This is a genomic window from uncultured Thiohalocapsa sp. (genome assembly GCF_913062725.1).
Lineage (GTDB): Bacteria > Pseudomonadota > Gammaproteobacteria > Chromatiales > Chromatiaceae > Thiohalocapsa.
Genome location: NZ_CAJXWY010000037.1, coordinates 1 through 19,072 on the forward strand (window position 1 = coordinate 1; position 19,072 = coordinate 19,072).

At 67.3% G+C, this 19,072-nt stretch carries 21 protein-coding genes; 16 read left to right on the forward strand and 5 right to left on the reverse strand.

Annotated elements, in window-relative coordinates:
• The first annotated feature begins 232 nt into the window (after positions 1–232).
• From recO to icd, 14 genes are all read left to right on the forward strand, one after another.
• Complete coding sequence (gene recO, locus QZ588_RS11345) at positions 233–955, forward strand: DNA repair protein RecO (protein ID WP_295542791.1); 723 nt, start codon at positions 233–235, stop codon at positions 953–955.
• Between the two features lie 44 nt (positions 956–999).
• Positions 1,000–1,755, forward strand: a complete 756-nt coding sequence (gene pdxJ / locus QZ588_RS11350; protein WP_295542792.1) for a pyridoxine 5'-phosphate synthase — start codon at positions 1,000–1,002, stop codon at positions 1,753–1,755.
• Positions 1,756–2,148: 393 nt separating this feature from the next.
• Positions 2,149–3,759: a 2,3-bisphosphoglycerate-independent phosphoglycerate mutase gene (gene gpmI, locus QZ588_RS11355; protein WP_295542794.1), complete on the forward strand. Its 1,611-nt coding sequence runs from the start codon at positions 2,149–2,151 to the stop codon at positions 3,757–3,759.
• Between the two features lie 61 nt (positions 3,760–3,820).
• A complete protein-coding gene (locus QZ588_RS11360) occupies positions 3,821–4,048 on the forward strand; it encodes a hypothetical protein (RefSeq protein ID WP_295542796.1) in 228 nt (75 codons plus the stop codon).
• Positions 4,049–4,186: 138 nt separating this feature from the next.
• Positions 4,187–5,428 (forward strand): glucose-1-phosphate adenylyltransferase family protein, encoded by a 1,242-nt coding sequence (locus QZ588_RS11365; RefSeq protein WP_295542798.1) that lies wholly within the window; start codon positions 4,187–4,189, stop codon positions 5,426–5,428.
• 117 nt (positions 5,429–5,545) lie between these two features.
• Complete coding sequence (locus QZ588_RS11370; protein ID WP_295542869.1) at positions 5,546–6,199, forward strand: endonuclease; 654 nt, start codon at positions 5,546–5,548, stop codon at positions 6,197–6,199.
• A 336-nt stretch (positions 6,200–6,535) separates the two neighbouring features.
• The gene (sdhC, locus tag QZ588_RS11375; protein WP_295542800.1) at positions 6,536–6,913 is read left to right on the forward strand and encodes a succinate dehydrogenase, cytochrome b556 subunit; all 378 of its coding nucleotides are present in this window, start codon (positions 6,536–6,538) and stop codon (positions 6,911–6,913) included.
• Entirely contained in the window at positions 6,910–7,254 is a 345-nt protein-coding gene (sdhD, locus tag QZ588_RS11380; protein ID WP_295542801.1) for a succinate dehydrogenase, hydrophobic membrane anchor protein, read from the forward strand. The genes sdhC and sdhD overlap by 4 nt, the downstream gene beginning before the upstream one ends.
• Positions 7,255–7,272: 18 nt before the next feature.
• Entirely contained in the window at positions 7,273–9,036 is a 1,764-nt protein-coding gene (sdhA, locus tag QZ588_RS11385) for a succinate dehydrogenase flavoprotein subunit (protein WP_295542803.1), read from the forward strand.
• A gap of 97 nt (positions 9,037–9,133) precedes the next feature.
• Positions 9,134–9,826: a succinate dehydrogenase iron-sulfur subunit gene (locus tag QZ588_RS11390; RefSeq protein ID WP_295542805.1), complete on the forward strand. Its 693-nt coding sequence runs from the start codon at positions 9,134–9,136 to the stop codon at positions 9,824–9,826.
• Between the two features lie 47 nt (positions 9,827–9,873).
• Positions 9,874–10,161, forward strand: a complete 288-nt coding sequence (locus QZ588_RS11395) for a succinate dehydrogenase assembly factor 2 (RefSeq protein ID WP_295542807.1) — start codon at positions 9,874–9,876, stop codon at positions 10,159–10,161.
• Between the two features lie 237 nt (positions 10,162–10,398).
• Positions 10,399–11,184 carry a TatD family hydrolase gene (locus tag QZ588_RS11400; protein WP_295542809.1) on the forward strand — a complete coding sequence of 262 codons (786 nt, stop codon included), beginning with the start codon at positions 10,399–10,401 and terminating at the stop codon, positions 11,182–11,184.
• The gene (locus tag QZ588_RS11405) at positions 11,181–11,930 is read left to right on the forward strand and encodes a tRNA threonylcarbamoyladenosine dehydratase (protein WP_295542810.1); all 750 of its coding nucleotides are present in this window, start codon (positions 11,181–11,183) and stop codon (positions 11,928–11,930) included. The genes QZ588_RS11400 and QZ588_RS11405 overlap by 4 nt, the downstream gene beginning before the upstream one ends.
• 216 nt (positions 11,931–12,146) lie before the next feature.
• Complete coding sequence (icd, locus tag QZ588_RS11410; protein ID WP_295542812.1) at positions 12,147–13,403, forward strand: NADP-dependent isocitrate dehydrogenase; 1,257 nt, start codon at positions 12,147–12,149, stop codon at positions 13,401–13,403.
• A 37-nt stretch (positions 13,404–13,440) separates the two neighbouring features.
• Here icd and cspD read toward each other — a convergent pair whose 3' ends face one another.
• Entirely contained in the window at positions 13,441–13,647 is a 207-nt protein-coding gene (cspD, locus tag QZ588_RS11415; RefSeq protein WP_295542814.1) for a cold shock domain-containing protein CspD, read from the reverse strand.
• A 378-nt stretch (positions 13,648–14,025) separates the two neighbouring features.
• Here cspD and clpS point away from each other — a divergent pair, with 378 nt between their 5' ends.
• Together clpS and clpA are read left to right on the forward strand one after the other, a co-directional pair.
• Positions 14,026–14,349, forward strand: coding sequence for an ATP-dependent Clp protease adapter ClpS (clpS, locus tag QZ588_RS11420; protein ID WP_200234067.1), 324 nt, complete (start codon positions 14,026–14,028; stop codon positions 14,347–14,349).
• A 196-nt stretch (positions 14,350–14,545) separates the two neighbouring features.
• Entirely contained in the window at positions 14,546–16,810 is a 2,265-nt protein-coding gene (gene clpA / locus QZ588_RS11425; RefSeq protein WP_295542818.1) for an ATP-dependent Clp protease ATP-binding subunit ClpA, read from the forward strand.
• An 85-nt stretch (positions 16,811–16,895) separates the two neighbouring features.
• Here the strand turns inward: clpA and infA are convergent, their stop codons facing one another.
• The 4 genes from infA to QZ588_RS11445 all read right to left on the reverse strand — a co-directional run bounded on the left by infA (position 16,896) and on the right by QZ588_RS11445 (position 19,055).
• Positions 16,896–17,114, reverse strand: a complete 219-nt coding sequence (gene infA, locus QZ588_RS11430; RefSeq protein ID WP_295542820.1) for a translation initiation factor IF-1 — start codon at positions 17,112–17,114, stop codon at positions 16,896–16,898.
• Positions 17,115–17,320: 206 nt separating this feature from the next.
• Positions 17,321–18,082: an arginyltransferase gene (locus tag QZ588_RS11435; RefSeq protein WP_295542822.1), complete on the reverse strand. Its 762-nt coding sequence runs from the start codon at positions 18,080–18,082 to the stop codon at positions 17,321–17,323.
• The gene (locus QZ588_RS11440) at positions 18,072–18,533 is read right to left on the reverse strand and encodes a leucyl/phenylalanyl-tRNA--protein transferase (RefSeq protein WP_295542824.1); all 462 of its coding nucleotides are present in this window, start codon (positions 18,531–18,533) and stop codon (positions 18,072–18,074) included. Before QZ588_RS11440 ends, QZ588_RS11435 begins: the two co-directional genes overlap by 11 nt.
• A gap of 6 nt (positions 18,534–18,539) precedes the next feature.
• Positions 18,540–19,055: a hypothetical protein gene (locus tag QZ588_RS11445; RefSeq protein ID WP_295542826.1), complete on the reverse strand. Its 516-nt coding sequence runs from the start codon at positions 19,053–19,055 to the stop codon at positions 18,540–18,542.
• Positions 19,056–19,072: the final 17 nt, after the last annotated feature.

A 19,072-nucleotide genomic window follows, 5' to 3' on the forward strand; every position in this document is an offset into this window, starting at 1 on the left:
CTGCACACTCGCGTCTGCGTGAACCCGGACCTATTGTACCCGGCCTGCGGCCCGATAAGTCGGACAGCCTCCTAGTGCCGCGCGGTGCCAATCCATCCATGGGGCGGCGCCGGGTGGCCTGCAACCTCGCATCGGGCGCGTGGCCGCGTCGGCGCCCGGTCGGCTCGCAGCAATGGCGGGCCGCATGCGTGTCCCGGGTGCCATGGGTTGGGCGGGGCAGGGTCGTTGTGCGATGAGTCGCGATCAGCTGCAAGCGGCCTATGTACTGCATCGCCGGGATTACGGCGACACCAGTCTGCTGTTGGAGGTTTTCACGGCGGGTCGCGGGCGCTTGCCCCTGGTGGCCAAAGGCGCACGCCGCGGGCGCCGGGCGGGTGGCAGCCAGGCGGCGCTGCTGCAGCCCTTCGCGCCCCTGCTCATCACCTGGAGCGGGCGTGGCGAGGTCGGCACGCTGACCCGCGCGGAGCCCGCCGGTCGCGCCGCGACCCTGCTGGGCGACGCCATCTATTGCGGCTTCTACGTCAACGAGCTGCTGCTGCGGCTGCTCGGCCGCGCCGAGCCCGATGAGGTGCTGTTCGGGGCCTACCAGCGTGTACTGACGGAGTTGGCCGCGGCGGATGGCGCCGGCGCCCCCCTGCGCCGCTTCGAGCTGACCCTGCTCGAGCAGCTCGGTTATCGCCCGCGGCTGGACCGTGATGCCGAGAGCGGCGCCGCGGTACAGCCGCACCTGCGTTATGTTTGCGACCCCGAGCGCGGGCCCGTGCAGGCGGTCGTGGCGGATGCGGCCGATGCCGTCAGCGGGGCGACGCTGTTGGCGCTGCACAACGGCACGACACTCGCCGGCGCCGCGGCGCGTGAGGCCCGTGATCTGTTGCGCCGGCTGCTGGCGCCCCACCTCGGGGAGAAGCCGCTGCTGAGCCGAGCCCTGTTCGCGGCCCGGCACCGGCGGCGCTGATGCGCTCGTCGCTACCCGAAACCATTGCACGGAGCCAATCCACCATGTCCGAATCCGCCGGTGCACCCATTCTCCTCGGCGTCAATATCGACCACGTGGCGACGCTGCGTGAGGCCCGCGGCACCCGCTATCCGGAGCCCATCCAAGCCGCCCTGGTGGCCGAGCAGGCGGGGGCCGACGCCATCACCCTGCACCTGCGCGAGGATCGCCGCCACATCCAGGAGCGGGATGTGGAGCTGCTGCGGGACATCCTGCACTCGCGCATGAACCTGGAGATGGCCGCAACCGCCGAAATGGGCCGCATCGCAAGCCGGCTGCAGCCGGCGGACTGCTGCCTGGTGCCCGAGCGCCGGGCCGAGCTGACCACCGAAGGCGGACTGGACGTGGCCGATCACCGCGCGGCGCTCAACGACTACTGCGCCATGCTGGCCGAAGCCGGCGTGCGGGTATCGCTGTTCATCGATCCGGACCCCGCGCAGCTCGATGCCGCGGCGGCGGTGGGCGCGCCGGTGGTCGAGCTCCATACCGGCCGCTACGCCGATGCGACATCGCCTGCGGCCCGGCGCGACGAGCTCGCGCGCATCGCCCGTGCGGTGGCGCACGGGCGCACCCTCGGGCTGCAGGTGAATGCCGGGCACGGGCTCGACTATCACAACACCGCGGCCGTCGCCGCCATCCCCGGCGTGCGCGAGCTCAACATCGGCCACGCCATCATCGCACGGGCCATCTTCTCGGGCCTCGCCGCCGCCGTGGCGGATATGAAGACCATCATGCTGCAGGCGGCGGCGACGCGCGCCTGAGGGACCGCCGGCACACGCGGGCGCGGCCACGGCGGTGCGCGCCGCCGCCGGGGCCTTTCGGCGTGACCCGAAGCGGCGATTTGCACCATATCCATGGCAGAAAGCCATAGGCTGCGTTTGCGCGCATTGTGGCTATCCTGTTGGCCACGGCAACGACCGCGACGCTAGCGCCGCCTGCCGTGCCAACGGTGGCTGACAGCTTCGCCGGCGCCTTCCGCCCAAGCAGCGCGCGCGATGCACCGAGAGGGTGCAACCTGGCGCCGGGCCGGCGGCCAGGCGACCGCAGGTCATGCCGCCATTGCCGGCGGCGGGGCGCGGGGGGTTTTAAGGCACGGATCTTGCGCGTCCGGGCCCAAGCACACCCGGCCACCGCAAACCTCAGCGGAGAAACCCATGAGTCAGTCCGATGCAGCGCCGAAGCCCGCGGGCACCGATCCGGCGAAACCCGTGGTGCTGGTGATCCTGGACGGCGTCGGCGTCAACCCCAGCAAGCTCAACAATGCCGTGGCCCAGGCGCACACCCCGCGTCTGGATGAATACTTCCACCGTTACTCCTTCACCATGCTCAATGCCTCCGGCGGTGGCGTGGGCCTGCCGGACGGGCAGATGGGCAATTCCGAGGTGGGCCACATGACGCTCGGCAGCGGCTGTACCGTGCGCCAGGATCTCGTGCTCATCGACGACGCCATCGCCGACGAGCGCTTCTACGACAATGCCGCGCTCATCGCCGCCGCCGACGCCGCCAGGGCCGCCCGGCGGCCGCTGCATCTGCTCGGGCTGGTGTCCGATGGCGGCGTCCATTCCCACAGCCGACACCTGATGGCACTCATCGAGCTGTGCCGGCGCCGCGGCGCCAAGCCGCTGCTGCACATGATCACCGATGGCCGCGACACCGCGCCGAAATCCGCCCTCAACGAGCTGAGTGAGCTGGAGCAGGCTCTACAGGACGCCGGCGGCGGCTTTGCCACGGTGAGCGGTCGCTACTACGCCATGGATCGCGATCGCCGATGGGAGCGCACCGAGCGCGCCTGGCGTGCAATCGTGCTCGGCAAGGGCCGTGGAGCAGCCGACGCCCGCGGCGCCATCAACGCCGCCTATGCCGCCGGCGAGGCCGATGAATTCATCCACCCCAGCGTCATCCATGGCTACCAGGGCATGGCGCCCGATGACCCGCTGGTGCTGTTCAACTTCCGCAAGGACCGGCCGCGGCAGATCGCCGCCGCCCTGGCGCTGGCCGAGTTCGACGGCTTCGATCGCGGCGGCGCGCCGAGGGCGGCCATCACCTGCATGATGGAGTATGACAAGGCGCTGGGCCTGCCCTTCGCCTTCACGCCGGAAGCGCCGGCGGTGGCGCTGAACCGCTACCTGAGCAGCCTGGGCCTGCGTCAGTTCCATTGCGCCGAAACAGAAAAGTACGCGCATGTGACCTTCTTCTTCAACGGCGGTATCGAGACACCGGCGGCGGGCGAGACCCACCGGCTGATCCCCTCACCATCGGTGCGCACCTACGACTTGAAGCCCGAGATGAGCGCGTCGCAGGTGGCGGACGCGGTGGTGGCGGCCATCGATAGCGGCGACTACGGCTTCGTCGTGGTCAATTTCGCCAATGGCGATATGGTGGGCCATACCGGCGACATGCTGGCCGCGGTGCGCGCCATGGAAGCGGTGGATACCCAGGTCGGACGGGTGCTGGATGCCGCCGTGGCCGCCGGCTACGCGGTGCTGCTCACCGCCGATCACGGCAACTGCGATCTGATGACGGACCCCGAAACGGACGAGCCGCACACCCAGCACACCACCCATCCTGTGCCCCTGCTGGTGGTGGATCAGCAACGCTGGCTGCTTGCGCCCAGTGGCACCCTGGCGGATGTGGCGCCATCGGTGCTGGCGCTGATGGGACTGCCGGTGCCGGCACAGATGACCGGACGCTCGCTGCTCCTGCAGCCGTTGTCGTCGCAGCCGACTGCACTCATGCAGGAGCGGCGGATGGCCAAGGCCGGGTGAGCGGCGGCTGATGTCCGGGCCGCTATCCACGCCACCGGCATCACGCCCAGGCAGGTCGCCCATGGCAACACCCGAGTATCTGCAGTCACCCCGGCGACGCGCCCAGCGGCGGCGCCGGTGGCGGCGGCATCGGCTTTCCACCCTGTTGCATCGCCTGGTGCTGCTGCTGGCATTGGCGGCGGGCACCGGCTCGCTGGTTTACAATGCGCTCAGTATCATCAACGGCGAGGGTGGCCTGGTGGGGCTGTCGATGGCAGTGGGGACGGACGTGCGCGCCGCCGCCGGCTGACGCATCCGCGTCGCACGGCACCGGTGAGCCGATGCCCATCGTCACCCACGGTGCCGGGCCCGAGCATTGTGCCCATCCTCGGGCCCTGCCGCCGACTCCACCCGGCGCACCGGCGCGCGCCCCGCACCAGCGAATATCATGCCCAGCGCGACTCTGACCTTCGTCTTCGCCATCGAGCGCGGTGCACCCGCACCGCTCACCCAACAGCGCACGAAAGCCGCGGTGCCCTTCGCGGGCAAGTACCGTGTCATCGACTTCACGCTGGCCAACTGCCTGCACTCCGGGCTGCGTCAGGTGTTGGTGCTGACGCAATACAAGTCGCATTCGCTGCACAAGCACCTGCGCGACGCCTGGTCGGTGTTCAATGCCGAGCTCGGCGAGTTCATCACGGCCGTGCCGCCGCAGATGCGCACCGGCCACGACTGGTACGGTGGTGTGCTCGATGCGCTGAGGCAAAACCGCTACCTGATCGAGCGCTCCGGCGCCGAGCACGTGCTCCTGCTCGACGGCGGTCTGGTCTACCGCATGGACTACGCGGAGCTCATCCGCGCCCACCGCGAGCGAGCGGCTGCGGTGACCTGTGCCGTGCGCCCGGCGGGTGCGGCGGTGGCCGGCGGCGCCGTGGCGCTGCATTGCGACGATGCCGATTGCATTCAGGGCCTGACGCCGTGCCCGGAGGTCGATCCGGACATCACCTTCGATGCCCCCATGGGCGCCTATCTGGTCGACAAGGCCCTGTTGCTCGCCGAGCTGGACGCCCTCGCCGATGCCGAAGCGGGCAGCACGTCCGCGGTCGACTCGGCTTCGCCGCCCGGCGCCGGCGCCGACCTCGCCATCCGCCTGCTACCGTCGTTGCTGGCACGCGAGCGGGTGTGTGCCTATCGCTTCGGCGGCGAGCGCGGGCGCGTGACGCCGGACCGCTACTGGAGCGATCTCGGCTCCACCGATGCCTATTTCCGCGCCAACATGGCCCTGCTGGAGGCGCAGCCGCAGCTCGATCTCTATCAGCCGGACTGGAATATTCTCACCTACCAGGGCCAGTACCCGCCCGCGCGCACGGTGCCCGGGGCCACATCGGGCAATGAGGGCATCTTCGTCAATTCCATGCTCGCCGCGGGCACGGTCATCCGCGGCGGCGGCGTGAGTCACTCTGTGCTCTTTCCGCTGGTGGAGGTGAACGACGGCGCCATCGTCGATGAGGCGATCCTGTTCGAAGGCGTCAAGGTGGGCGAGGGCGCACAACTGCGTCGCTGCATTTGCGACAAAGACGTGGTCATTCACCCCGGCGAGCGCATCGGCTTCGATCGCGCCGCCGACGAAGCGCGTTTCGAGGTCTCGCCGGACGGCATCGTGGTGGTGCCGAAGGGCGAGCAGGTCTGAGGCGTGGCCGGTCGCTGCGGCGATGACGACGCCACCGCTTCGCAGCGGGGCCCGGCTATGGCTGCGTGCATCGACCCCGCGCCGGCCGAGATGCTCACCGCGGCCCGGCGGACGCCGATGGACACCGTCGGCCTGCTGCGCTGGGTGTTCGCCAGCCTACTCGAGGCCCATGGCCGCCAGCGCTGGTGGCCGGCCGAAACGCGATTCGAGGTCATGGTTGGCGCCATCCTCACCCAAAACACCGCCTGGACGAATGTCGAGAAGGCCCTCGCACAACTCGCCGCGCGGACCACGCTGACCCCACAGGCGTTGTTATCCCTACCCGAGGTCGAGCTCGCCGCGCTGCTGCGGCCCGTGGGCTATTTCAATGTCAAGGCGGCGCGTTTGCGGGCCTTCTGCACGGCGCTGCTGGCGGCGGGCGGCGAAGCGGCCCTCGCCGCCGAGGCGACGGACGCGCTGCGAAGGCGACTGCTCGGCATGCACGGCGTCGGCCCGGAAACGGCGGACGACATCCTGCTGTATGCCTTCGCGCGGCCGGTCTTCGTGGTCGATGCCTATACCCGCCGGCTCTTCGGGCGTCTCGGCGTCCTCGGCGGCGGCGAGGATTATGAGGCTATCCGCGCGCGCTTCGAGCGGGCACTCGGCGCTGACGCGGCCTTGTTCAACGAGTATCACGCGCTCATCGTCCGCCACGCCAAGGATCTCTGCCGCGCGCGACGGCCGCTGTGCGCCGATTGCGTGCTCCGCAGCGGCTGCCCGAGCGCCGATTGAGGATAATGCACGCCGCCGCGGCATCGCCCGCACGCTGCGGCTGCGGCGCGGCTCACCACCGATCGCCGCCAATACCCTATTGCGCTCATGGGTCAGTATCGACGCCTGAGATGCTGACTATTGGGCACAGGTGCTTGCGGCACGGTGACGGCATCGATACGATGCTGCGGTGCACAAATGGCGTTGGGGGCTGCGTGCCTCTGTCGCCCGGCTCGGCACAAACCAAAGACGCCGGTCAGTCCGTGCCCGCAGGGACAAAGAAAACGAACCGCGCGCAGCGCGGTCAGACCACCTTGAGACGGTCGTCTCACTGGCCATCGCACTGCTGAGGAGATAATGACAACACATCGACCTGTCTTTCTGGAGCTCTGGCGCATCCATCTGCCGATTCCGGCGGTGGTGTCCATCCTGCACCGCGTCAGCGGCGTGCTGATGGTGCTGTCCATCCCCGTCTTCGCCTGGCTCTTTGCCCAGGCATTGGCCAGCCCGGCGGGCTTCGCTGCGTCGGCGGCCTTCCTCGGCCATCCGCTGGTGCAGCTCGGGCTGCTGGTGATGGCCTGGGCACTGCTGCATCACCTCATCGCCGGCATTCGCTACCTGATGATCGACTTAGGACTGGGTGTGGACCGCTCGACGGCGCGGGGCACCGCCTGGACGGCGCTGACCGCGGCGCTGGCGCTGACGATCCTGGTGGCCGGGGGGATGCTGCTGTGAGCCGGCGCGCGTCCGGTCTCAAGGCCTGGTTCGTGCAGCGGGCGAGCGCGGTCTATCTCGGGGTTTTCGGCGGCTATCTGGCGCTGTACTTCATGCTGGCGCCGCCATCGGGCCATGCGCAGCTGGCCGCCTGGGCAGCGAGCCCCTGGGTGGCGCTGGGGCTGCTGGTGTTCATTCCGCTGCTTCTGGCGCATGCCTGGGTGGGCATCCGGGACGTGTTCATGGACTACATGAAGCCCATCGCCCTGCGGGCGGTGGCGATGACCCTGGTGGGCTTCGTATTCCTCGCCTCCGGGCTGTGGGTGGCGCAGGCCATCATCGCCGCCCGCGCACTCCAATAACAACGCCGGGAGGTGACTATGTCCATTCCCCATCGCAGATTCGATGCCCTCATCATCGGCGCCGGCGGCGCCGGACTCAACGCGGCCCTGCGCCTGGCGAGCGCCGACCTGCGCGTGGCCGTGGTGTCCAAGGTCTTCCCGACGCGCTCGCACACCGTCGCCGCCCAGGGCGGGGTGAACGCGGCGCTCGCCAACGTGCTGCCGGACGACTGGCATTGGCACATGTTCGACACCGTCAAGGGCTCGGACTACCTCGGCGATCAGGATGCCATCGAGTACATGTGCCGGGAGGCCATCCCCACCGTCTATGAGCTGGAGCACGCCGGCGTGCCCTTCTCGCGCATCGACGACGGGCGCATCTATCAGCGCGCCTTCGGCGGGCAGAGCCAGAATTTCGGCGGCGACCAGGCGGCGCGCACCTGCGCGGCGGCGGACCGCACGGGCCATGCCATCCTGCACACGCTCTACCAGCAAAACGTGCGCGCACGCACGCACTTTTTCGATGAGTATTTCGCCATCGACCTGATCCGGGACGAGGAGGGCGCCATCCTGGGCGCCCTGGTGCTGGAAATCGAAACCGGCGAGCCCCTGGTCATCGAGGCCAAGGCGACCCTGCTCGCCACCGGCGGCCACGGGCAGGTGTTCCGCACCACCACCAACGCCTTCATCAACACCGGTGACGGCATGGCCATGGCGCTGCGCGCCGGCGTGCCGCTGATGGACATGGAGTTCTATCAGTTCCATCCCACCGGCGTCGCCGGCAAGGGCATGCTCATCACCGAGGGTGCCCGCGGCGAGGGCGGCTATCTCATCAACGGCGACGGCGAGCGGTTCATGGAGCGCTACGCACCGCGGGCGCTGGATCTGGCGAGTCGCGACGTCGTCGCCCGTTCCATGGTCACGGAGATCCGCGAAGGCCGTGGCTGCGGGCCGAACAAGGACCACGTCATGCTGCGCCTGGATCACCTGGGCGCCGACGTCGTCCACCGCCGTCTGCCCGGCATCACCGACATCTGCCGCGTATTCCTGGGCCTGGACCCGGCCGAGCAGGCCATCCCGGTGTTCCCGACGGCGCACTACGCTATGGGCGGCATCCCGACGGATCGCTTCGCGCGGGTGGTCGCGCCGGCGCGCCACGGACCCGAAGAAGTGGTTCCCGGCCTCTACGCCGCCGGTGAATGCGCCTGTGTCTCGGTGCACGGCGCCAACCGACTCGGTGGCAATTCGCTGTTGGACATCCTCGTGTTCGGTCGCGCCGCCGGCACGGATATCCTGGCGTACGTCGCCGAGCATCCACACCACCGCCCGATACGCGATACCGACATCGAGCCGGCGCTGACCCGCCTGGGACGCTGGGACCGCACCGGCGAGGGCGAGTCCGTCGCGGCGGTGAAGGCGGATTTGCGCAAGCTCATGGAAGACCATTGCGGCGTGTTCCGCGACGACGCCACCATGGCCGCGGGCGTCGACAAGCTGAAGGCCCTGCGCGAGCGTGTGGAGCATGTGCGTCTCAAGGACCAGAGCCGCACCTTCAACACCGCCCGCATCGAAGCACTGGAGCTCGACAACCTGGTGGACGTGGGCATGGCGACGCTGATGTCGGCATTCCATCGCCAAGAGAGCCGCGGTGCGCACTCCCGCGTCGACCACCCGGAGCGCGATGACGAGCAGTGGATGAAGCACAGCCTCTACGCCCGCGACGGCGACCGCATGGACTACAAGCCCGTTCGCACCAAACCGCTGACGGTGGAGAGCTTTCCGCCGAAGGCGCGGGTTTACTGATCAAGACCTATCGAGGGTCGAGGCGCGCGGGTCGCGGCGTAGCAGCCACCGCGTGACCCACCTCGATGCTCGAGATTCCCAACGCGATACTCGAACCATGCAAATCAGCGTATACCGTTACCACCCCGAGCAGGATCAGCAGCCCCGTATGCAGACCTACGAGGTCGAAGAGCAGCCGGGCATGATGCTGCGCGAGGCCCTGTTGGCCATCAAAGAGCAGGACGAGACCTTCGCCTTTCGGCACTCCTGCGGCGAGGGGGTGTGCGGCTCCGACGGCATGAACGTCAACGGCAGCAACAAGCTCGCCTGCATCACGCCGGTGTCGGCGCTGAAGCGGCCGATCCAGGTGCGCCCGCTGCCGGGCCGCCCGGTGATCCGCGATCTGGTCGTGGACATGACCCAGTTCTACGAGCAGTACCGCAGCGTGCAGCCCTACCTCATTCGCAAAGAGCCGCTGCCTGAGCAGGAAATCCGCCAGTCGCCCGAGGATCGCGACAAGCTCGACGGACTCTACGAGTGCATCATGTGCGGCGCCTGCTCCACCGCCTGTCCGTCGTTTTGGTGGAACCCCGAGAAATTCCACGGACCCCAGGCGCTGCTGGCATCCTGGCGTTTCCTCGCCGACAGCCGTGACCAGGCCACCGAAGAGCGTCTGGACGCGCTGGAGGGGCCTTACAAGCTCTTCCGCTGCCACACCATCATGAACTGTGTCGAGGTCTGCCCCAAGGGCTTGAACCCCACCCGCGCCATCGGCAAGATCAAAGACCTCATGCTCGAGAAGTCCATCTGACCCCCCGCACCATGAACCGCCGCATGGACCCGCCCGAGACCCAGGCCATGCCTACGCAGGAGGCCGGCCGAGAAGCGGCGCGGCTGCGCTGGCAGTGTCGCCGCGGCATGCTGGAGCTCGATCTGCTGCTGAATCGCTTCCTGGAGACGGGCTTCCCCGCACTGGATGCCGCCGGCCGCGCCGACTTCGTGCGTCTGCTGGGCTACCAGGACCAGATCATCCACGATTGGCTCATGGGTCAGGCGGTGCCGGCGGATGCGGCCATGCGGCGCTTGGTTGGCGAGATTAGGGCAGCGATGCGCAACGCCACGGCCGCCACGGGCGACGCCCCCTGAGGTGCCGCGCGCACGATCCGCGTCGATCCGCCGGCGGCGGCGGTCGGCCCCCCGCGTGTCGCAGCGGATACTCACGCCGGGCGGGACACCCGCCGGCGTCTCACCGGCCCGCTCCTGCACCGCCGGCTTGCCGCAGCCCACGGCGCCGGGCCGGTCGCTGGTGACCATGCGCTCGCCCGGAGGCGCCGGTTGCCCGCCTGTGCCGTCCGTTTCAGTGCCGCGCGCCATCCCTCGACCATGCACCTGATCGATACCCACTGCCACCTCGATGTCGCCGATTTCGATGTCGATCGCGACCGTGTGCTCGCGCAGTGCCGGGCGCAGGGCGTGCGCGACATCGTGGTGCCGGCCATCGACCGCGCCGGCTGGCCGAAGCTGCTCGCGCTCTGTGCCCGCGAGACCATGCTGCACCCCGCGCTTGGCATGCACCCGGTGTTCATGCTCCGCCATCGGCATGCGGATCTGGCGGCGCTGGAAGCCGCCCTCGCCGCGGCGCGACCACTGGCCGTCGGCGAGATCGGCCTCGATTTTGCGCAGGAGACGGACGCCGCGGCCCGCGAGCGCCAGCGCGACCACTGTGCCGCCCAACTCGCCATCGCCGCGCAGGCCGGGCTGCCGGTGCTGCTGCACGTGCGCAAGGCCCACGACACCATGCTCGGGCTGCTCCGGCGGGCCGGCGTGCCGGGGGGCATCGCGCACGCCTTCAACGGCAGCCCGGAGCAGGCGCGGGCCTATCTGGACCTGGGCTTCAAGCTCGGCTTCGGCGGCATGCTCACCTTTCGGCGCTCGTCCAAGCTGCGCAGGCTCGCGGCCGCGCTCCCCAGCGCGGCCCTGGTGCTGGAGACGGATGCGCCGGACCTGACCGTCGCCTCCCACCGCTACGAGCGCAACAGCCCCGCATACCTGCCGGAGGTGCTCATGGCCCTCGCCGACGTGCGTCAGGCCGACCCGGCCGCGGTGGCGGCGGTCACCACCGCCAACGCCCGGGCGGTGCTCGCTCTCCCGGCGCCCGCAACCGCATGAGCGCCGCCAGCCCCATCGGTGAGCGCACGGCGATCCTCATCGGCGCCGCCGGCTGTGAGCGCCTCGCGGCGGCCCATGTGCTGCTGGCCGGGCTCGGCGGCGTCGGCTCCTTCGCCGCAGAAGCCCTGGCGCGCGCGGGCATCGGCCGGCTCACCATCGCCGATTTCGACGTCGTGGCGCCGTCCAACCTCAATCGCCAGCTCTGCGCGCTGCACAGCACCCTGGGTGCACAGAAGGCAGCGGTGATCGCGGCGCGCATTGCGGACATCAACCCGCACTGCGCGGTGACCATCCGGGACGAATTTTTGTCCGTCGATGCCCTGCCCACGCTGGTGAGCGAAGGCGCCTTCGATCAGATCGCGGATGCCATCGACAGCCTCAGCAGCAAGGTCGCCCTGCTGGCCGCGGCACTCGATGCGGGGATTCCCGTGAGCGCCAGCATGGGCGCCGGCGGGCGCCTGGACCCCACCCGTATTCAGGTCACGGACCTGATGGAAACCCGCGAGTGCGCCCTGGCGCGGGAAGTGCGCAAGCGCCTGCGCCGTCTTGGCCACACGCGCGGTGTGCAGGCGGTCTGGTCCGATGAGCGCCCGCTGCCGCCGCTGCCGCCGCAGCCCACCGGCCGCGGCCGCGACCGGGCTGTGAACGGCACCATCAGCTACATGCCGGCGCTGTTCGGGCTGACACTGGCGGGCGTGGTGGTGCGGCGTTTGCTCGCCGACCCGGCGCGTCCACCCATCGCCTGATCGGGCGGGCGCCGCAGAACGCCTCGCGCGGGGCAGAGCATCGGCCCAGCACACCGGCGGACTTGCCGAGCAGAACCGGGCAGAATCGGGCGGGACATCGTGGCGGCAGTGTCGGCGGCTCGGGTGTTACCATCGGGGCGGTCCGCCGCGTTCCATCCTTGCGCTTCCCAACCAACATCGCCGCCACCGGCGGCGCCCCTTCCGAGGACTTGCAGCATGGCCTACCAACACATCCAGATTCCCACCGATGGCGAGCGCATCAGCGTCGACGCCGACCACCGCCTGCAGGTACCCAGTCGACCCATCATCCCGTACATCGAGGGCGACGGTATTGGTATCGACATCACGCCGGTGATGAAGGACGTGCTCGACGCCGCGGTCGCCAAGGCCTACGGCGGCGAGCGCAGCATCGCCTGGATGGAAATCTACGCCGGCGAGAAATCCACGCGCGTGTATGGTGAGGATGTCTGGCTGCCGGACGAGACGCTGGAGGCGGTGAAGGACTTCGTGGTGTCCATCAAGGGGCCGCTGACCACCCCCGTGGGCGGCGGTATTCGCTCACTGAATGTCACATTGCGCCAGCAACTGGATCTCTATGTCTGCCTGCGGCCGGTGCGCTATTTCGCCGGCACACCAAGCCCGCTGGTGCACCCGCAGGATACGGACATGGTGATCTTCCGCGAGAATTCCGAGGATATCTACGCCGGCATCGAGTGGCAAAGCGGCTCGCCGGAGGCCAAAAAGATCATCGAATTCCTGCAACAGGAGATGGGCGTCACCAAGATCCGTTTCCCGGAAACCTCAGGTATCGGCGTGAAGCCGGTCTCCAGCGAAGGCACCAAGCGCCTGGTGCGCAAGGCGATCCAGTACGCCATCGATAACGACCGGCCCTCGGTGACCCTGGTGCACAAGGGCAACATCATGAAATTCACCGAGGGCGCCTTCAAGGAATGGGGTTATCAGCTCGCCAAGGACGAATTCGGCGCCGAGGAGATCGGTGCCGGGCCCTGGTGCAGCTTCAAGAACCCGCGCACCGGCACCGAGATCACCGTCAAAGACGTCATCGCAGATGCTTTCCTGCAGCAGATCCTGTTACGCCCGAAGGAATACGACGTCATCGCCACCCTGAACCTGAACGGGGACTACATCTCTGATGCGCTGGCGGCGCAGGTGGGCGGCATCGGCATGGCGCCGGGCGCCAACCTGTCCGATACCGTCGCCATGTTCGAGGCCACCCATGGCACGGCACCCAAATATGCCGGCAAAGACCAGGTGAACCCGAGCTCGCTGCTGCTCTCGGGGGAGATGCTGCTGCGCCACCTGGGCTGGACCGAGGCGGCGGACTTGGTGATCAAGGGCATCGAGGGGTCGATCTCGGCTAAGACCGTCACCTACGACCTCGAGCGACTGATGGAGGGTGCCGTCAAGGTGAGCTGCTCGGGCTTCGGCGCGGCCGTCATCGACAACATGTAGGATCGGCGCGGGCGCCGACGGCGCGCGCGCCGGCCGGTCAGTACGCGCGCTGTACTTTGGCGGCGTGGAGCCCCTTCGGCCCCTGGCTCACCTCGAACGCGACTTTCTGGCCCTCTTTGAGCGTCTTGTATCCGTCCATTTCGATGGACGAGAAGTGCACGAAGACATCCTCCTCGCGGTTGTCAGGCTTGACGAATCCGTAGCCCTTGGCATTGTTAAACCACTTAACGACGCCTGTCATCATGGCGGGATCTCCTCCGGTGCTCGACCGCTGTCGCGCGGTTCGATTGGTGGGTGGTGGTCGCATCGTTGTTGTCGGCGAGTGCAAGTCTGGACCGATCGCACATCGCCGGGTGCCAGGGTGCGGCCTGCACCGCCCGCCGGTCACCGTATCCCCGAAGTATAGTCTGCTGATTCACATGGTCAATCGGCGTGATTGCCAACCCGGCGCTGACCCGTGGCTCAGGGTGCCGTGTGTCCAAGATGGGTGCCGATGCACGCATGTACGGGCGTAGACGGCGGCGTATGGGGGCTGTATTTTCTGTTGTCGAGCCCTCACAACTTGGAAGGGCGCGAGCCCACCCAACCACCACCCCACAGTCTGTCGCGCCAAACCGAAGTCATGAGCGAGTGGAATCCAAACGAAGACCAGGACTCGGGTCTCGTCGTCCAGGAGTCCAAGCCAGCGCTGAAGCGCCCACCCTTGTTTAAAGTCTTGCTGGTCAACGACGACTACACGCCGATGGAGTTTGTCGTCCACGTCTTGGAGACATTCTTTCGCATGAACCGCGAGAAAGCCACCCAGGTGATGCTGCATGTGCACACGCGGGGGGTGGGCGTCTGCGGCGTCTTCACCCGTGATATCGCCGAGACCAAAGTGAACCAAGTCAACGACTTCAGTCGCGAGAACCACCATCCGCTGCTGTGCACCATGGAGGAAGCGTGAGCCTCAGCTGTCCATCCATCCGCGCGGCCGCCACCAGCCCCGCGATCCGCCTTGGTGCCGAGGGCTCGCACGGGGGTCCGTATGGCGGGCGACGGCGCGCGCGCACTCATCGAAGCCCCATCGTCGCCACGTCCTGCTGTACCACCGGGCTTCCGGTATCCTTTTCTTGCTCCCAACGCTATCCAGGGTCCAGAACATGTTGAGTAAAGAGCTCGAATTCACTCTGAACCACGCTTTCAAGGAAGCGCGCGAGAAGCGGCACGAGTACATGACCGTCGAGCATCTGCTGCTCTGTCTGCTGGACAACCCCACGGCGGCCAAAGTCCTGCGCGCCTGCGGCGCCGATGCCGATAAGCTGCGCAAGGACATCGCCACCTTCATCGACGAGACCACACCCCTGATCGCGGAGGGCGACGCCCGCGAGACCCAGCCGACACTCGGCTTCCAGCGGGTCCTGCAGCGCGCCGTCTTCCATGTCCAGTCCGCTGGCAAGAAGGAAGTCACGGGCGCCAATGTGCTGGTGGCCCTCTTCAGCGAGCAGGACAGCCAGGCGGTCTACCTGCTGAATCAGCAGGACGTCTCCCGGCTCGACGTGGTCAACTACATCTCCCACGGCATCTCGAAGGTGCCGGGCGAGGAGCAGGACGACGACACCCAGGCCGAAGCCGAGGAGCCGCGCGCAGAGGAAAAGGAATCATCCAGTGCCCTTGACAACTTCGCCACCAACCTGAACGAGCTCGCCCGCCAGGGCCGTATCGACCCGCTCATCGGTCGCAGCGGCGAGGTGGAGCGCACCGCGCAGATCCTCTGTCGGCGACGCAAGAACAACCCGTTGCTGGTGGGCGAGGCCGGCGTCGGCAAGACCGCCATCGCCGAGGGGCTCGCAAAGAAGATCATCGACGGCGACGTGCCCGATGTGCTCGGCGATGCAGTCATCTACGCGCTGGACCTGGGCTCCCTGGTGGCCGGCACCAAGTACCGGGGCGATTTCGAAAAGCGCCTCAAGGCCGTGCTCGCCGAGCTGAGGCGCCGGCCCCATGCCATCCTCTTCATCGATGAGATCCATACCATCATCGGCGCCGGCGCCGCATCCGGCGGCGTCATGGACGCCTCCAACCTCATCAAGCCGGTGCTGGCCTCCGGTGAGCTGCGTTGTATCGGCTCCACCACTTATCAGGAGTTTCGCGGCATCTTCGAGAAGGACCGGGCCCTGACCCGGCGCTTCCAGAAGATCGACGTGCATGAGCCGACGGTGGAGGAGACCTTCGAGATCCTGAAGGGCCTGAAGAAGCGCTTCGAGGAGCATCACCAGGTCAGCTACACCAACCCGGCCCTGCGGGCGGCGGCGGAGCTCTCGGCCAAGTACATCAACGACCGTCACTTGCCCGACAAGGCCATCGACGTCATCGACGAGGCCGGCGCCAACGTTCAGCTGCGCCCGGCGGCCAAGCGCAAGAAGCGCATCGACGTGGGCGATGTGGAAGCGATCGTCGCCAAGATCGCCCGCATCCCCCCGAAAAAGGTGTCCACGTCCGACACCGAATCCCTGCGCAACCTCGATCGTGACCTGAAAATGGTCGTGTACGGCCAGAACGAGGCCATCGATGCGCTCACCGCCGCCATTCGCATGAACCGCTCCGGCCTCGGCAACGAGGAGAAGCCCATCGGCTCGTTCCTGTTCACCGGCCCCACCGGCGTCGGCAAGACCGAAGTCACCCGCCAGCTGGCGCGTATTCTCAGCATGGAGCTGATCCGCTTCGACATGTCCGAGTACATGGAGCGGCACACGGTCTCGCGCCTCATCGGTGCACCGCCCGGCTATGTCGGCTTCGATCAGGGCGGGCTGCTGACCGAAGAGATCACCAAGCACCCGCACTCGGTGCTGCTGCTCGATGAGATCGAGAAGGCGCACCCGGATGTGTTCAACCTACTGCTGCAGGTGATGGATCACGGCTCGCTCACGGATAACAACGGGCGCAAGGCGGATTTCCGCAACGTGGTGCTGGTGATGACCACCAACGCCGGCGCCGAGGAGACCAGCCGCCGCTCCATCGGCTTCACCGAGCAGGACCACTCCACCGACGCCCTGGAAGCACTCAAACAATACTTCACGCCGGAATTCCGCAACCGACTCGATGCCGTGGTGCAGTTCGACGCGCTGGATCAGACCACCATCGCCAGTGTCGTCGAGAAATTCATCTTCGAGCTGGAACAGCAGCTGGCCGAGAAGAAAGTCGCCCTGGTGGTGGACCCGGATGCCAAGGCCTGGCTGGCAGAGAAGGGTTATGACCCGAAGATGGGCGCACGCCCGATGGCGCGGGTCATCCAAAATCACATCAAGAAGCCGCTGGCCAATGAGCTGCTGTTTGGAGAGCTCGCCGACGGTGGTACCGTAACGGTCAAGCTGGGGCCGGATGACGACCTCATCTTCAGCTACGAAACCGAGAAAGCGACGGCCTAGCAGCCAAATCACGGGACGACGGAGCGTCCCTTTGTGCGCCTACTGCACGGTGGCCGGCGCGTTCCGGCCTCAGTGCCAGCGACGCTCAGCGTGCGCGGTACGTGATCCGCCCTTTGCTCAGATCGTAGGGGGTCAGCTCCACCGTCACCTTATCGCCGGTGAGGATGCGGATGTAGTGCTTGCGCATCTTGCCAGAGATATGAGCGGTTACGACGTGGCCATTCTCAAGCTCCACGCGGAACATGGTATTGGGCAGGGTCTCCATGACCACACCTTCCATCGTGATAACGTCTTCTTTTGCCATGGATTTGGATGGGTGCTTCGGTTCCGGCTCCGCGGCCGCGTCGCCGCCACTCGCGCTGTTTGGAAGTTGGGAGGGTGTTGCCAGTCGTCTTACGGGCCACACCACGTAAGCCCACCATCATATCACACTCGGCTTTTCCAGCTGCCCCCATGCCGACCATCCACGATGCAATATCACGTCGCCTTGGCAAAGCATCTGCCGGCACGCTAGCAGCGGATGATCTCCCCCTTGCCGTAGCGTCGCCACCCGCGTCCGTCCCAGGCCTCGATGGGCCGGAAGCCGTCCTTGTAGGCCATCTTGCGGCTCTCACCGATCCAGTAGCCCAGGTAGACATACTCCAGGCCCAGGCGACGGGCTTCGCGAATCTGGGCGAGCACCGCATAGGTGCCCGGCGCGCGTTGGGATTCTTCCGGGTCGAAGAATGTGTAGACCGCCGAGAGGCCATCGCTGAAGAAATCGGTGACGGCAACACCCACCAGTTGGGCGTCATCGCCTGAGCCGCGGCGGAGCTCCAGAAAACGGGTGTGGCCGCCCCATGGCGCCAGCAGGAAGCGCGCATAGGTCTCCACTGAGACGTCATCGGCCATATCGCCGTCGTGATGGCGATGCAGCAGGTAGCGCTCGTAGAGCTGGTAGTGCTCCGCCACGAGGCTGGCCGGGCGGGTGACGATGTGCAGCTCGGCATCGTTGCGCACGGCGTTGCGGCGCTGGGAGCGGTTCGGCGTAAAGGCGGTCACGGGCACCCGCACCGGTACGCAGCGTTGGCAGCCGCGGCAGGCGGGGCGGTAGAAATGCTGACCGCTGCGGCGGAAGCCGATCTGTTGTAGCCACTCGGCGCGGGCGGCGTCGATGTTGGCGAGGGGATCGACGAATAGGGTGCGCGCGCGCAGGCCGTCGATGTAGGAGCATTCGTGCTCGCCGGTCAGGTAGAGCTGCAGATCGCCGCGGGCGGGGCGGTCATCGCGCATGCCCCACCTCCGCCGCCACATCGGCGGCTCGCGGTCCCTCGGGGATGGCGATGCTGCCAGCGTCCCGGGAGGCCTGGAGTGTCGGCTGGTCACGGTACTGCCCCGGCAGATGCGCGAATTGGGCGCGCGGGATCTGCTCTGCACCCGGGCTCGGCAGCTGTCCGGTGAGGATCTGGCAGTCGATGGGCGCAAAGCCCCGGCTGTGGAGGAAGCGGCAGAGGTGCACAAGGGCCACCTTGAAAGCGTTGTCGATGCGGGTGAAGATGGATTCACCGAAGAAGATAGCGCCGATGGCGACGCCATACAGCCCGCCGGCGAGTGTGTCATCCTGCCAGACTTCGACGGAAGTGGCGATATGTCGCACATTAAGTGACCGGCTGGTAGCGATCATCTCCGGAACCAGCCAGGTGTCACCGCCATCGGCGCGGGGTGTGGTGCAGGCGTTGCTCACGGCGGGTCAGACCGGCGGCGCTAGCGGCTGGAAGTAGCGCATGGCGGTGATCACCAGGCCGACGCCGGTGACGATGAAGCCGATGAGCCACAAAAAGTGTTTATCTTGGCGCTTGAGCATTTCATCGAAGCGCCTGTCGACTTGCTCGAAGCGCTTGTCGACTTGTTCGAAGCGCTTGTCCATATCCGCCTTCATGAGATCCAGGCGCTTGTCGACTTGCTCGAAGCGCTTGTCGACTTGTTCGAAGCGCTTGTCGACTTGTTCGAAGCGCTTGTCCATATCCGCCTTCAGGAGGTCCAGGCGCTTGTCGACTTGCTCGAAGCGCTTGTTGACCTGCTCGAAGCCCTCGCGCATCAGTTCGCGTTGGTGCTTGAGCTCTTCCTCCACGCGCACCATGCGCTCGTGCAGTTCGATCTCGTATATCGCCGTCGGTTTGCCAAGGCTTTGCTCGGCGATCCAGTCGCTGATATGCGCTTTGACGTACTCGCCGATTTGTTGCAGGTCTTGTTGAGCCAGGGCCATCTGCGTGCTCCGTGTTG